Origin of the sequence: Aquabacter sp. (assembly GCF_965279295.1) — a bacterium.
In the GTDB taxonomy this organism is placed as follows: domain Bacteria; phylum Pseudomonadota; class Alphaproteobacteria; order Rhizobiales; family Xanthobacteraceae; genus Aquabacter.
The window spans coordinates 1-13,684 of record NZ_CBDIHQ010000005.1; the positions used below are offsets into that span (position 1 = coordinate 1).

A 13,684-nucleotide genomic window follows, 5' to 3' on the forward strand; every position below is an offset into this window, starting at 1 on the left:
ACGGGACCTCATGGACCTCGAAGGGCAGGGGTGGCGGCTCCTTGAGGTGGACCCTCTCGGCTGCAACCTGGTCCGCGAATCGCAGGTGCGGCGGATGGAGTTTCCGCATCGCGTCACAAGTGTTGTTGCAGTGCGAGAAGTCTTCGTTGCGCTCGCACAGCAGGCCCGCTCTGTACGAAACGTGTAAATTTAATCGGTTTGAAGTGCTCCATAGCCGGTTCACAGTTGGCCTGCTCCGCTTTAAGTTCCGCGCTTCCGCCAAAGCTCAGGCGCTGGTGGGGCGAAAGCCCAACATCATGTTGAAGCAATCTAAGGAGACGAGCTGTGCTCGAAACGGGACAACGCAACAGCGCCTATGGGGCGGACAGCTTCGGGCTGCGGCACCTGACCGGCTTGCACTGGAATCTCTCCGAGGCGGCGCTCTACGAACACGCGCTGGCGAACCGGGAAGCCAAGCTCACCAACGGGGGCGCCATTGCCGCTGAAACCGGTGTTCACACCGGCCGCAGCCCCAAGGACAAGTTCGTCGTCAAGGACGCGGCGACCGAGGGCGAGGTATGGTGGGACAATAACGGCGCCATCACCGAAGCCCAGTTCGACGTGCTCTATGAGGATTTCCTGAAGCAGGCCGAGGGTAAGACCCTTTATGCCCAGGATCTGTACGGCGGCGCCGACCGCAACTATCAGATTAAGGCCCGCGTCTATACCGAGTATGCGTGGCACTCGCTGTTCATCCGCACCATGCTGCGCCGGCCCGAGCGGTCGGAACTCGACAGCTTCGTGCCGGATATGACCATCATCGACCTGCCGAGCTTCAAGGCGGATCCCGCCCGCCACGGTGTGCGCTCGGACACGGTCATCGCGGTGAATTTCAAGCGCGGCATCGTGTTGGTGGGCAATTCGTCCTACGCCGGCGAGATGAAGAAGTCGGTGTTCACGTTCCTGAACTACCTGCTCCCCGCCAAGGGCGTGCTGCCCATGCACGGTTCTGCGAACGTGGGCAATGATGGTGACGTGGCCGTGTTCTTCGGCCTCTCCGGAACCGGCAAGACCACCCTTTCGGCCGATCCCAACCGAACCCTGCTGGGCGATGACGAGCACGGCTGGGGCAAGAGCGGCGTGTTCAATTTCGAGGGCGGCTGCTACGCCAAGACCATCAACCTTTCGAAGGAAGCCGAGCCCGAAATCTTCGAGGCGTCCAACCGCTTCGGCACGGTCCTGGAGAATGTCATCATCGATCCCGTCACCCATGTGCCGGACTTCGACGATGGGCGCCTGACCCAGAATACCCGGTCCTGCTATCCGCTCGACTTCATTCCCAACGCCAGCCGCACCGGCATCGCCGGTCAGCCCAAGAACATCATCATGCTGGTGGCGGACGCGTTCGGCGTGATGCCGCCGATCGCTCGGCTGACCCCCGATCAGGCCATGTATCACTTTCTCTCCGGCTACACCGCCAAGGTCGCCGGCACGGAAAAGGGCGTGAAGGACCCGGAGGCGACGTTCTCCACATGCTTCGGCGCTCCCTTCCTGCCGCGCCATCCGTCGGTTTACGGCAACATGCTGCGCGACCTGATTGCGGAGCATGGCGTCGATTGCTGGCTGGTGAACACCGGCTGGACGGGCGGCAAGTTCGGTGTCGGTCGGCGCATGCCGATCAAGGTGACGCGCACCCTGCTCACCGCTGCCCTGGATGGTTCGCTGAAGGACGTGCAGTTCCGCACCGACCCATATTTCGGCTTCTCGGTGCCGACCTCGCTGCCGGGCGTCGAGCCTCACATCCTCTATCCCTCCAAAACCTGGGCGGATAAGGCGGATTTCGACGCCACCGCGCGCAAGCTGGTGAGCATGTTCCAGGAGAACTTCGCCCGCTTCGAGAAGCATGTGGACCCCTCGGTCCGCGATGCCCAGCCCCAGGTGCGCATCGCCGCCGAGTGATCTCCTCCTGAGCACCTATCGCCTGTGAAAAGCCAACGGTCCGCCCTTTCGGCGGGCCGTTTTTTATTGCCGTCCGGCATGTAATGAGATGCGGGTGGTGTATGGAGCGGCGAAAAAAGCTGGAACGTGGGTATGGAACATGGCGAAAACCGCATAGAGTGTGGTGTCGGAACCGCTACTGAAAAAGGCGGTCAAATGGATCCCCCTGGAGAGCTACAATGAAGCGTTCGCTGGTCGTCCTTTCGCTGTTGCTCGCATCCTCCACCGCCTTCGCGGCCGATATGCCCAATATGGTCGGCACCTGGAAGCCCGTTGGAGGCAACCAAGCGACGGCTCTCTTCCTGCCGAGCCACGATCTGAAGGCGAAGTTTCAAAAGCCTATCGTTTCCTCGAAGGAACTTGGTTGGACATTCCGGATCGACTCTCAGGACGGGCCAGTGTTCGCCGGTGTCGCTCTAGGTCCAGAGGGCCGCGAAAAGCCCATCGCGGGGGCATTCCGCCCTGATGGTAAGCATTTCGTTTACGCCACCGACAATGGTAGCGGCGATGGCGAGATAACAGGCGATACGTTCAACGTGTGCTGGACCGTATCAAGCGAGGGCTTCGTGGCCGCATCCTGCGCCAGCTACGGGAAGTAAGCCGACCCGGTTTCTTTCCAATCTGTGGGAACAAGCTCAGGCGTGGCAGGTTTTGACGCCTGCGCCGGTATGATTGTCGTGTCGTGCGTATCTTTGAGATCGCGCTGAGAATGCAGAAAATTTCGGCCGCCGACCTCCCGTCATACGACGTTGCGGCCGGTGGCACCCGCCAGTCCGTGCGTGCGCTCTCGCTGCTTAATTTCTTCCTTGCCGACGTGCGCGACGGTCTCGGACCGTTCCTGGGAATCTTCCTCATCGGGCAGGGATGGGGGCCCGACCAGATCGGCTATGTCATGACCATCGGCGGTCTGGCCGGCATGCTGGCGACGGCTCCCCTCGGCGCCCTTGCCGACGCCTCGCGTGCCAAGCGGGGGCTGATCGCGGGATGCGCGGTGGCGGTCATCGCTGCCTCGTTGGGTTTGCTCGCCTCTCCCTCATTCACGGTCGCAGCTGTGTCGCAGGTTGCGACTGGGCTTGCCGGCGCCGCTATCGGGCCGGCCATCGCGGCCCTGACGCTGGGTTTGGTCGGCCAGGATCGCCTGCCGGGTCAGATTGGCCGCAATGAGGCGTTCAACCACGCCGGAAATGCGGTCGCGGCCTTGCTGGCGGGGTGGCTCGGTTATGTCTACGGCATTTCAGCCGTGTTCTGGCTAATGGCCGCGATGGCGGCCTGTTCCCTGGTGGTGATGGCCTTCGTGCGGCCGCAGGACATCGACCACGACGTGGCGCGCGGCATGGAACCAGGGGCCGCTGAAGCAGGACATGCGCCGGCGCGCCTGCGGGAACTGTTCCGATCGGTGCCGCTGATGGTCATCGGTGGCACGTTGATGCTTTTTCACTTGGGCAATGCGGCGATGCTTCCCTTGCTGGGGCAGGCGATCGCCAGCAAGGGCGGGGTTGATCCCAGCGCCTATACAGCAGCGACGGTGATCATCGCCCAGTTCGTTATGGTGCCCATTGCACTACTTGCGGCGCGTGTCGCCCGCACTCGCGGGTACGGCATCCTATTCGTGGTGGCGCTGATCGCGCTTCCCCTACGTGGACTTCTCGCCGGCCTGTGGCAGGCACCAATTGCCATGATCCCGGTGCAAATTCTTGACGGTGTCGGCGCGGGCCTGCTTGGGGTCGCCACGCCGGGCATTGTCGCCCGCGTGCTGCGCGGCACGGGGCATGTCAACGCGGGGCTGGGTGCGGTCATGACGCTGCAAGGCATCGGTGGGGCCCTGAGCCCGGCCATAGCCGGCTTCGTCGCCGCACGCTACGGTTTCTCCGCCGCTTTCCTTATGCTGGCGGCGGCAGCGGGGTGCGGGTTGGTGCTGTGGTTCTTCGCATCGCCCTTCTTAAAGGCCGCGCGCGTGTAACATCGGGCAACTCTTAATCAGGACAGGGTTTCTTCCCTATTCAGGGCGCTCGGGTGCATTGTCGGAAATATCTGGAACTGATACAAACATTTCATGATCAGTGTCCGCATCCATAGTCCGCGACCGTCCCTGGAGGCCTTCTGCGCCGCCGGGAACTTTGCGCGTACGACCATGGAATTCGCGGCGGTGCCTGACCATGTGCGTCTGCCCGGCCGTTTTTTTGGCCGCTTCACGACCGCCGCGCTGGCCGCCCTTAGCCACTGACCTTTCAAATTCCGTCAGTCATCGGCCCGAACGACGGCGCGCATGCATAGCGCCGAGCGAACGATCCTCAGGATAAAATCATGAACGCCCCGACCAGCGCCCCGCGCACCCTGTACGATAAGATTTTCGACGACCACGTTGTGGCACAGCAGGATGACGGCACCTGCCTGCTCTATATCGATCGCCATCTGGTTCACGAGGTCACCAGTCCCCAGGCGTTCGAGGGCCTGCGCGCGAGCGGTCGCAAGGTGCGCGCGCCGCAGAAGACCCTCGCGGTGGTGGATCACAATGTGCCAACCACCGACCGCACGCTACCTAATCCCGATGAGGAAAGTGTCGCCCAGATTGCAGCTCTGGAGGTGAATACCCGCGAATTCGGCATCGAATATTATGACGGCTTCGACATCCGGCAGGGCATCGTCCATGTGATAGGCCCCGAGCAGGGCTTCACCTTGCCCGGCACCACCATCGTCTGCGGCGATAGCCACACCTCGACCCATGGCGCCTTCGGCGCACTCGCCCACGGCATCGGCACTTCCGAGGTAGAGCATGTGCTTGCGACGCAGACGCTGATCCAGTCCAAGGCGAAGAACATGCGCGTGACGGTGGACGGCGTGCTGCCTGAAGGCGTCGGCGCCAAGGATGTCGTGCTCGCCATCATAGGCACCATCGGCACCGCCGGCGGCACCGGCTACGTCATCGAATATGCCGGCGAAGTCATCCGCGCCCTGTCCATGGAAGGGCGCATGACGGTCTGCAACATGTCCATCGAGGGCGGTGCGCGCGCTGGCATGATCGCGCCGGACGAAAAGACCTTCGCCTATATTAAGGATCGCCCCAAGGCGCCGAAGGGCGAGAATTGGGATGCGGCGCTGCGGTATTGGGAAACCCTGCGCAGCGACGAGGGCGCGTATTTCGACAGCGAAATTCGCCTCGACGGCGCAAGCCTGCCCCCTATCGTTTCCTGGGGCACCAGCCCTGAGGACGTGATCTCCATCGATGGCATCGTGCCCGACCCCGAGATCATCGTGGATGAGGTGAAGCGGGCGGCCAAGAAGCGCGCTTTAGCCTATATGGGGCTCACGGCTGGCACGAAGATTGGGGATGTGGCGGTCGATCGTGTGTTCATCGGCTCCTGCACCAACGGGCGCATCGAGGATCTGAGGCAGGCAGCGCAAATCATCGCCGGTCATACCGTCAACGCCAACGTTTCCGCTTTGGTCGTGCCGGGATCAGGCCTTGTGAAGGCGCAGGCAGAAGCAGAGGGTCTGGATATAATCTTCAAGGCTGCGGGCTTTGACTGGCGTGAGCCGGGTTGCTCGATGTGCCTCGCGATGAATGCCGACCGGCTTAACCCAGAGGAGCGCTGCGCCTCCACCTCGAACCGTAATTTCGAGGGGCGCCAGGGCTTTAAGGGCCGCACCCACCTGGTTTCGCCGGCGATGGCTGCAGCCGCCGCGATCGCCGGTCATTTCGTAGATGTGCGGACCTGGGGACGCGTCTGAATCAGACTCCGATAATCCTTCGGAGTTCTGGAGGATTATCGGTCAGCCTGAATGGCGTTATGCGAATATTACGCTGCCATAACTAAGGAGCGCAGCAGATCAGCGGCCTGAGCTTCGTGGGGCGCGAAGAAGGCTGCGACGCCAAGGATGGTCACGATACCGGCGGTGAGTGCGAGCTTACGCAGCATGTTCAGCCCTCCGTATTGGTTTCTGTGAGGCTCAACATCTGTTCATGGTTAAAGGTTCCTTAGCGTGCCTTTGCCAGGAAAATAAAAGGATGCGTCAATGGCCGAAACCCCCGACTGGCGACATTTCCAGGCGCCCTCCCTGGAGGAGATGGAGGTCATCGCGGACGAGGCATTAACCCGGCTGCCGGAAAGCTTCCGGCAGCTCTGCACCGGTGTGGTCATCCGGGTGGAGGACTTCCCGACCGAGGAAGTGCTCGACGAAATGGGGGCTGAGACGCCGTTCGATCTCTTAGGCCTGTTCCAGGGTGTTGGCATGGCACAGGACGCGGCGGTGACGGAAACCGGGCGCATGCCCAACATGGTTTTCCTCTATCGCCGCCCCATCCTGGACTATTGGGCCGAGCATGAGGAAACTCTGGGCGAGGTGCTGACGCACGTCCTGGTTCACGAGATCGGCCACCATTTCGGCCTCTCGGATGACGACATGGAACGGATCGAGGCGGCGGCGGACGCCTGAGGCCCGCAATCGCTGGTTCAATATCGATGGGGCGCGATGCGCCAAGGAGTTTGAAATGGTCCGCCTGCGCCCGAGTGCGCGCTACCCCGCATCCATGCGGTTCATTCACTGGCTGACCGTGCTCGGCGTGCTTGCGGCCTACGGCCTGACCTACGCTGAGGCGCTGTTCGCGCGGGGAAGCCTCGGCCGCCAATGGATCTGGTGGCTACACATTTCGATCGGCCTCTTGGTGCTGGCCCTGGTCTGCGCCCGCGTTGTGGTGCGCCAGGTGGCGGCGATGCCGGCGCCGTCGACGGATCTCACGCCGCTGACGCGCCTCGCCGCGCGTCTCGCGCATATCGCGCTTTATGCCCTGCTGTTTGCCGTCCCCCTGGTGGGCATCTGGCTCGCTTTCTTGCGTGGCAATGAGGTGAATTTCTTCGGCCTGCTCGTCATTCCCTCTCCGGTCGCTGTCGATCGCGTGGCATCACCGCAGGTCCAGGATATCCACGAATGGCTAGCAAACGGGTTGATCATCGTGGCCTCGGTCCATGCCGCCGCTGCGCTCTGGCATCATTTTGTGCGCAGAGACGATGTCTTGCGCCGCATGCTGCCTGGACGAGGTTGAAATAGGGGCGCCGACCCATGTGATCGGCACATTACGGCGCATGGCGCCTCAGACAGGACGAAGGGATCGACGGTCATGGAAAAGTTCACGGTATTGGAAGGCGTCGCGGCGCCGATGAAGATGATGAACGTCGATACTGACATGATCATCCCCAAGCAGTATCTGAAGACCATCGGGCGCACCGGCCTCGGCAGGGGTCTGTTCTCGGAACTTCGCTACAACGAGGACGGCACGGACAATCCCGACTTCATCCTCAATAAGCCGGCTTATCGCAATGCCAAGGTGCTGGTGGCCGGGGATAATTTCGGATGTGGCTCATCGCGCGAGCATGCCCCGTGGGCGTTGCTCGACTTCGGCATCCGCTGCGTCATCTCAACCGGCTTCGCCGATATTTTCTACAACAACTGCTTCAAGAATGGGGTGCTGCCGATCGTGGTTTCACCCGAGGACCTGGAGAAGCTGTTCGAGGATGCCGATCGCGGCGCCAATGCCACGCTCAGCATTGATCTGGAAGCGCAGGAAATCCACGGACCGGACGGCAATACGGTACGTTTCGACATCGACCCATTCCGCAAGCGTTGCCTGTTGGAGGGGTTGGACGACATCGGCCTGACCCTCAAGAAGGGCGAGAGCATCAACACCTATGAAACCGCCAAGGAGGCGCAGCAGCCCTGGCTGTGATGCCTCGTTTGCCGCGTTAAAATTCCTCCTTACGAAAAAGGCGCTACTCCGGTGGCGCCTTTTTCATGCTCTGGTCCCATTACCGTGCCACACCGATTACAGATTCTACGTTAAATTGATGTCATCCTGACTTCCGTACCACCGGGCGTTCGTTCCGCGTGGGCCAGCCATCGTTCCCTGGGGGAAATATTCGTGTCGCATGATACGCCGTTGATCACGACCATCGTCGGGGCCCTGGTGCTGGCCTTCGTGTTCGGCGCAGCGGCGCAGCGCCTGCGCATTTCTCCCTTGGTCGGCTATCTGCTTGCTGGCGTCCTGGCGGGGCCGTTCACGCCCGGCTTCGTGGCCGACCAGGGATTGTCGCTCCAACTCGCGGAGATCGGCGTCATCCTGCTGATGTTCGGCGTGGGCCTGCATTTTTCCCTGAGTGATCTGCTCTCCGTGAAAGCCATCGCGATACCGGGCGCGATCGTTCAGATGGCAGTCGCGACCCTGCTCGGCATGGGCTTCGCATGGCTGATGGGCTGGAGCCTGGGTGGGGGGCTGGTCTTCGGCCTCGCTTTATCGGTCGCCAGCACCGTCGTGCTGTTGCGGGCGCTTCAGGAGCGAAGACTACTGGACAGCGAGCAGGGGCGCATCGCCGTCGGCTGGCTGATCGTGGAGGACCTTGCCATGGTCCTGGCGCTTGTGCTGCTGCCGGCGCTTGCGGGCGCGCTGGGCGGCAAGGCGCCGCCGCCCTCCCATGTGGTGGGCATGTTCGGCTCTCCCGACCTCTTGACCACGCTGGCGATAACGCTGGGCAAGGTCGTGGCCTTCGTGGCCTTCATGCTGATCGTGGGCCGGCGGGTGATCCCCTGGATCATGCATTGGGTGGCCCACAGCGGGTCCCGCGAGCTGTTCCGCCTCGCGGTGCTCGCCATCGCCCTGGGCGTCGCCTACGGATCTGCGGTGCTGTTTGGCGTGTCGTTTGCCTTGGGCGCCTTCTTCGCCGGCATGGTGCTGAGCGAATCGCCGCTGTCTCAGCGTGCCGCTGAGGAAACCTTGCCGCTGCGCGATGCCTTCGCGGTGCTGTTTTTCGTCTCTGTCGGCATGGTGGTTGACCCGCGCATCGTCATCGAACATCCCCTGCCGCTGCTTGCGGCCCTGGGCGTGGTGCTCGTCGGCAAGTCGCTCGCCGCTTATATGATTGTGCGCCTGTTCGGCTACCAGAGGCTCACCGCGCTAACCATTTCGGCGAGCCTCGCGCAGATCGGCGAGTTCTCCTTCATCCTTGCCGCGCTCGGCATCGAACTCGGCTTGCTGCCCACGGAAGGACGCGACCTCATTCTGGGTGCGGCGATCCTTTCCATCATCATCAATCCATTCTTCTTCATTGCCTTGGAAAAATTAGGACCGCGCCTCGCTCCGGCGAAGGCGGCCGCGGGGGAAAAGCCGCAGCCCCGCAAGCTGCCTGCGACGGCGCTCAGCGGGCATACCGTGCTGGTCGGTTACGGCCGCGTCGGCCGGCTGGTGGGGGAGGGGCTACAGGCGGCGCGGCTGCCACTGCTGGTGATCGAGGACAATGATGATGCCATTGACGAACTGCATGCCGCCGGGGTCGAGGTGGTGGAGGCCAATGCCGCCCAGCCGGAAGCGCTCATTGCCGCAAACCTGGCTGGCGCGCGTCGCCTGATTCTCGCCATACCCGACGGCTTTGAGGCCGGGTTGGTGCTGAAGAAGGCGCGGGTGCTCAATCCCAGTCTGGAAATCATAGCCCGCGCCCATTCCGACGCCGAGGTGGACCATCTGCGCCAGAGTGGCGCTGGGCTCATCATCATGGGCGAGCGCGAGGTCGCGCGGGGAATGCTCGCGCATGTGCTTGCGCAGGACGTCACGGAAGGGCCGGCACTGGATCTCGCACAGGCGGCTTCTCCGCAGAATATTGAGGTGGCCGAAGCGGCGGCCCAGGAGATATTCTCCCCCTCCCTTGCGCTCGCCGATGCACCTGAAATCCCCGACGAAACCGGACGTCCGGTGATCGTGGCGGAGGAGGCGACGGGGGCTGAAAAGCCTTCCGCTTAGGGGCATGCTCCACAGGGTTCCACCCTTGGGCGTTGACGCAAGCCGCGCGCGCCCCTATAAGCCGACCCCGAACTCGGGCAGCTCTGGCTCCCGGGACCTAGCTCTTTTCTTAAGACGGTCGTTCAGGCCGCTTTTTGAGTGGGCGTCCGACGCAAATTGCCGAGGGATTGGGTTCCGGAGTGCCGATGCGGCCGCACATTATCCGGAGACAGACCCGTGAAGCGCACCTATCAACCCAGCAAGCTCGTGCGCAAGCGTCGGCACGGCTTCCGTGCGCGCATGGCGACGGCGAACGGCCGCAAGATAATCGCGCTGCGCCGCGCGCATGGCCGCAAGCGCTTGTCCGCTTGAGGTATGCCGGCTGCGGAGCTGCGCCCCGTGGAACGCCTCCGCAAGCGACGTGATTTTCTGGCGGCTGCCAAGGCCGAGCGATCAGGCGTATCGTCTTTCCTACTTCAGGGACGCGACCGCCGGGACGCCGGTGAGGCCCGCCTCGGATTTACCGTGACCAAGAAAGTCGGAAACGCGGTGGTGCGCAATCGCATCCGGCGGCGCATGCGCGAAGTCGCGCGCGCCGTCATCCCTGCGTCAGGACGTTCCGGCTACGACTACGTGATGGTGGCTCGCCTTCACGCACTTCACGCTCCCTATCCCGATCTGGTTCGAGACCTCGAGCGTGCGATTTCCCGGCTTCATGGCGCGGGCAAGAAAAAGCCTCAAGAGACATCTGCCCCCGCGGAGGCCGCCCGAAATGACTGACAACCGCAATATGTTCATCGCCATCGGCTTGTCCCTGGCGATCCTGATCGGCTGGCAGTATTTCTTTGCCCTTCCGCAGGCCGAGAAGCAGCGTCAACTCGCCGAGCAGCACCGCCTCGTCCAGCAGGCTGAGACGGCAGCGCAGCAGGCAGCCGCGACCAGCACGGCCCCAAGCGTCGACGGTGCAGCGGTGCCAGGCTCCGCGCCTGCGTCCCAGGCCGCGCCCCGCGTCACGAGCCGCGAGCAGGCGCTCACCGCCGCCCCCCGCGTGGCCATCGATACCCCCCGCCTCAAGGGCTCCATTTCGCTGAGGGGCGCGCGGGTCGACGACCTTTCGCTGCTCGACTATCGCGAGACCGTAGACCCCAAGAGCCCTTACATCGTCCTGCTCGCCCCCGCCGGCTCGCCGCACCCGTTCTATGCTGAGTTCGGCTGGACCAGCGCCCCGGGCGCGAATCTGAAGCTGCCGGGGCAGGACACGGTATGGACCGCCAGCACGGGCGCGCTCACGCCGTCCGCCCCCCTGGTGCTTACGTACGACAACGGCGAGGGATTGGTCTTCAAGCGCACCTTCGCTGTCGACGACCAGTATATGTTCACCGTGAAGGACGATGTGGAGAACAAGGGCGGGGCACCCGTCACGCTGTTCCCCTACGCGCTCGTCTCGCGGCACGGAATGCCCCAGACCCAGGGCTATTACATCCTGCACGAAGGCCTGATCGGCGTGCTCGGCGACGCCGGGCTCCAGGAAGTCACCTACGCCAAGATGGACGATGCGCAGCCGCATCTATTCAAGGCCACTGGGGGCTGGCTCGGCATCACCGACAAATATTGGGCCGCAACCGTCATTCCCGACCAGAACGTGGCGGTTGACGCGCGCTTCTCCTCCAACATGGCTGGCGGGACCCGCAACTTCCAGGCGGACTATCTTGCCGCCGGAAAGACCGTGGACGCCGGCGCCACCGCCACCGCCCAGAGCCGCCTGTTCGCCGGCGCCAAGGTCGTGAACATGGTGGACGGCTATGAGCGGCAGTATTCCATCGACCGTTTCGGTCTGCTGATCGACTGGGGCTGGTTCTATTTCATCACCAAGCCAATGTTCCTGGTGATCGACTGGATCTATCATCTCGTCGGCAACTTCGGTGTCGCGATCCTGATCGTGACGGTGTTGCTGAAGGGCGTGTTCTTCCCGCTCGCCAACAAGTCCTACGCCTCCATGGCGAAGATGAAGGCGCTCCAGCCTGAAATGGCCGCGATCCGCGAGCGCTACAAGGACGACAAGGTCAAGCAGCAGCAGCTCACCATGGAGCTGTACAAGAAGGAAAAGGTGAACCCGATCGCCGGCTGCTTGCCGATCCTGATCCAGATTCCCGTCTTCTTCTCGCTCTACAAAGTGTTGTTCGTCACCATCGAGATGCGGCACGCGCCGTTCTTCGGCTGGATTCACGATCTCTCGGCACCCGATCCGACGACCGTGTTCAACCTGTTTGGGCTCATTCCCTGGGATCCGTCCTCTGTGCCCGTCATCGGTAGCTACCTGATGCTAGGCCTGTGGCCGCTCATCATGGGCGTGACCATGTGGGTGCAGATGAAGCTGAACCCGACGCCGCCTGATCCGACCCAGCAGATGATCTTCAACTACATGCCGATCATCTTCACCTTCATGTTGGCCCATTTCGCGGCGGGCTTGGTGATCTACTGGGCCTGGAACAATACGCTCTCGGTGGCCCAGCAGTCGGTCATCATGCGGCGCAACGGGGTGAAGATCGAATTGTTCGACAACATCCGCTCCGTGTTCAAGAAAAAGAATAAGGCTCCGGCCAAGAGCTGAGGCCCGCGATCGGGCGCCTCCTGGCGCCAGGTTAAGAGGTGTCCGGCGGGGACAAGGTTCCGCGTATCCCCGCCGACCCTCACGATGCTTTGAGCGGCCACACGCCCTCGTGTGGATAGCTTCCGTGAGCGGAAGCGTAGGCTGACCTCCGGTGCGAGGTTTGGCCCATGACACACTCCAAAAAACATCCGGCGACACGCCGTCTGGCGAACTTCGCAAAATGCCTGCCGCTCGGCGTTGTGCTGATGATGGCGGGCACGCTCTGCGCCGTCGCTGAAATCTATCGTATCGATCCCGCGCGCACCGAGATTTCGTTCGAGATCGGAGCCAAAGGCTATCCGCTCACCCACGGCGTGTTCCGGGTTTTCACCTCGAACCTGTCGATCGATTTCGACCACCCCGCGCGGTCTGCCGTGACGTTCAAGGTGGCGGCAGGCTCGCTCGACACAAACGCTCCCGCGCTCGATGCCTATGTGCGCGGCCCGGTGTTCCTAAATGCGGACCGATTTCCCAGCATCAGCTTCGTCTCCACAGGCGTTGAGAAGCTCGATGACCACACGGTGCGGGTGATGGGCGACCTCACGCTGCTGGGCACGACCCTCCCCGAGAGCTTTACGGTCGCAGTGGACCACGGTGCCGGCAAGGGAAGCCCAGTCTCCTTCCAAGCGGAGGGCGCGATCCGGCGCTCGCAGTTCGGCATGACGGGCGGCCTCCCGCTGGTCTCAGACGATGTCCGCATCATCGTCTCGACACGGGTCGAGGCGCCGTGACCCCTCCGCTTCGGTGGAGCCTCCCGCTGCGGCTGCTCCACTGGCTGATGGCGGCGCTGCTGGTGGCCTTGGTGGCGGTGGGGTGGGTGATGACCCATGTGCACGACAATCTCGGCACCACCTTCGCCCTTTATCAGGGGCACAAATCCTACGGCCTTCTCATCATCCCGCTTCTGGCGCTGCGCCTGCTCGCGCGGCTCGCACCGCGTCCCGTGCCGTTGGAACATTCCCGCCTGGAGCGCATCGGCGCGCGGGTCGCGCATCTCTCCTTTTATGTGCTGATGCTGGCATTGCCGCTGTGCGGATGGCTCATGGCGGCGGCCTCGCCCCTCAGCCTGCCGACCCGGCCTTTCGAGACCTTCATCATGCCCTCTCCGATCGCGCCGGACGAGCATCTGTTCGAGGTGCTGCAAACGCTGCACGCGGTGCTGGCGTATGCGCTGGTGGCGCTCCTTGTTCTGCATGTGGCGGCGGCGGTGAAACATCAGCTTCTCGACCGCGACGGCGTCTTGCGGCGCATCATCTTCTGAACCTGCTTGCGATCCGCCCCTGGTCAGCCGATAA

General features: G+C 62.9%; 13 protein-coding genes and 1 pseudogene. All 14 read left to right on the forward strand.

From position 1 onward, the window contains the following. A pseudogene (locus ADADO0_RS01135) lies at window positions 1–187 on the forward strand (hypothetical protein); the annotation flags it as partial. Window positions 188–324: 137 nt separating this feature from the next. Continuing rightward, window positions 325–1,938 (forward strand): phosphoenolpyruvate carboxykinase, encoded by a 1,614-nt coding sequence (locus tag ADADO0_RS01140; protein WP_511303246.1) that lies wholly within the window; start codon window positions 325–327, stop codon window positions 1,936–1,938. A gap of 218 nt (window positions 1,939–2,156) precedes the next feature. Further along, window positions 2,157–2,576: a hypothetical protein gene (locus ADADO0_RS01145; protein WP_511303247.1), complete on the forward strand. Its 420-nt coding sequence runs from the start codon at window positions 2,157–2,159 to the stop codon at window positions 2,574–2,576. 110 nt (window positions 2,577–2,686) lie between these two features. Then, a complete protein-coding gene (locus tag ADADO0_RS01150) occupies window positions 2,687–3,937 on the forward strand; it encodes an MFS transporter (RefSeq protein ID WP_511303248.1) in 1,251 nt (416 codons plus the stop codon). 344 nt (window positions 3,938–4,281) lie between these two features. Then, window positions 4,282–5,706 carry a 3-isopropylmalate dehydratase large subunit gene (leuC, locus tag ADADO0_RS01155; RefSeq protein WP_511303249.1) on the forward strand — a complete coding sequence of 475 codons (1,425 nt, stop codon included), beginning with the start codon at window positions 4,282–4,284 and terminating at the stop codon, window positions 5,704–5,706. A 285-nt stretch (window positions 5,707–5,991) separates the two neighbouring features. After that, window positions 5,992–6,411: a metallopeptidase family protein gene (locus tag ADADO0_RS01160; RefSeq protein ID WP_511303250.1), complete on the forward strand. Its 420-nt coding sequence runs from the start codon at window positions 5,992–5,994 to the stop codon at window positions 6,409–6,411. Window positions 6,412–6,466: 55 nt separating this feature from the next. Continuing rightward, the gene (locus ADADO0_RS01165; RefSeq protein WP_511303251.1) at window positions 6,467–7,018 is read left to right on the forward strand and encodes a cytochrome b; all 552 of its coding nucleotides are present in this window, start codon (window positions 6,467–6,469) and stop codon (window positions 7,016–7,018) included. 75 nt (window positions 7,019–7,093) lie between these two features. Next, complete coding sequence (gene leuD, locus ADADO0_RS01170) at window positions 7,094–7,699, forward strand: 3-isopropylmalate dehydratase small subunit (protein ID WP_511303252.1); 606 nt, start codon at window positions 7,094–7,096, stop codon at window positions 7,697–7,699. Between the two features lie 192 nt (window positions 7,700–7,891). Further along, a complete protein-coding gene (gene ybaL / locus ADADO0_RS01175; protein ID WP_511303253.1) occupies window positions 7,892–9,760 on the forward strand; it encodes a YbaL family putative K(+) efflux transporter in 1,869 nt (622 codons plus the stop codon). A gap of 216 nt (window positions 9,761–9,976) precedes the next feature. Further along, complete coding sequence (gene rpmH / locus ADADO0_RS01180) at window positions 9,977–10,111, forward strand: 50S ribosomal protein L34 (RefSeq protein WP_511303254.1); 135 nt, start codon at window positions 9,977–9,979, stop codon at window positions 10,109–10,111. Between the two features lie 27 nt (window positions 10,112–10,138). Further along, the gene (rnpA, locus tag ADADO0_RS01185) at window positions 10,139–10,519 is read left to right on the forward strand and encodes a ribonuclease P protein component (protein ID WP_511303255.1); all 381 of its coding nucleotides are present in this window, start codon (window positions 10,139–10,141) and stop codon (window positions 10,517–10,519) included. Beyond that, entirely contained in the window at window positions 10,512–12,350 is a 1,839-nt protein-coding gene (yidC, locus tag ADADO0_RS01190) for a membrane protein insertase YidC (RefSeq protein ID WP_511303256.1), read from the forward strand. The genes rnpA and yidC overlap by 8 nt, the downstream gene beginning before the upstream one ends. A 167-nt stretch (window positions 12,351–12,517) precedes the next feature. After that, complete coding sequence (locus tag ADADO0_RS01195; protein WP_511303257.1) at window positions 12,518–13,120, forward strand: YceI family protein; 603 nt, start codon at window positions 12,518–12,520, stop codon at window positions 13,118–13,120. Then, window positions 13,117–13,650 (forward strand): cytochrome b, encoded by a 534-nt coding sequence (locus ADADO0_RS01200; protein ID WP_511303258.1) that lies wholly within the window; start codon window positions 13,117–13,119, stop codon window positions 13,648–13,650. Before ADADO0_RS01195 ends, ADADO0_RS01200 begins: the two co-directional genes overlap by 4 nt. Window positions 13,651–13,684 lie beyond the last annotated feature (34 nt).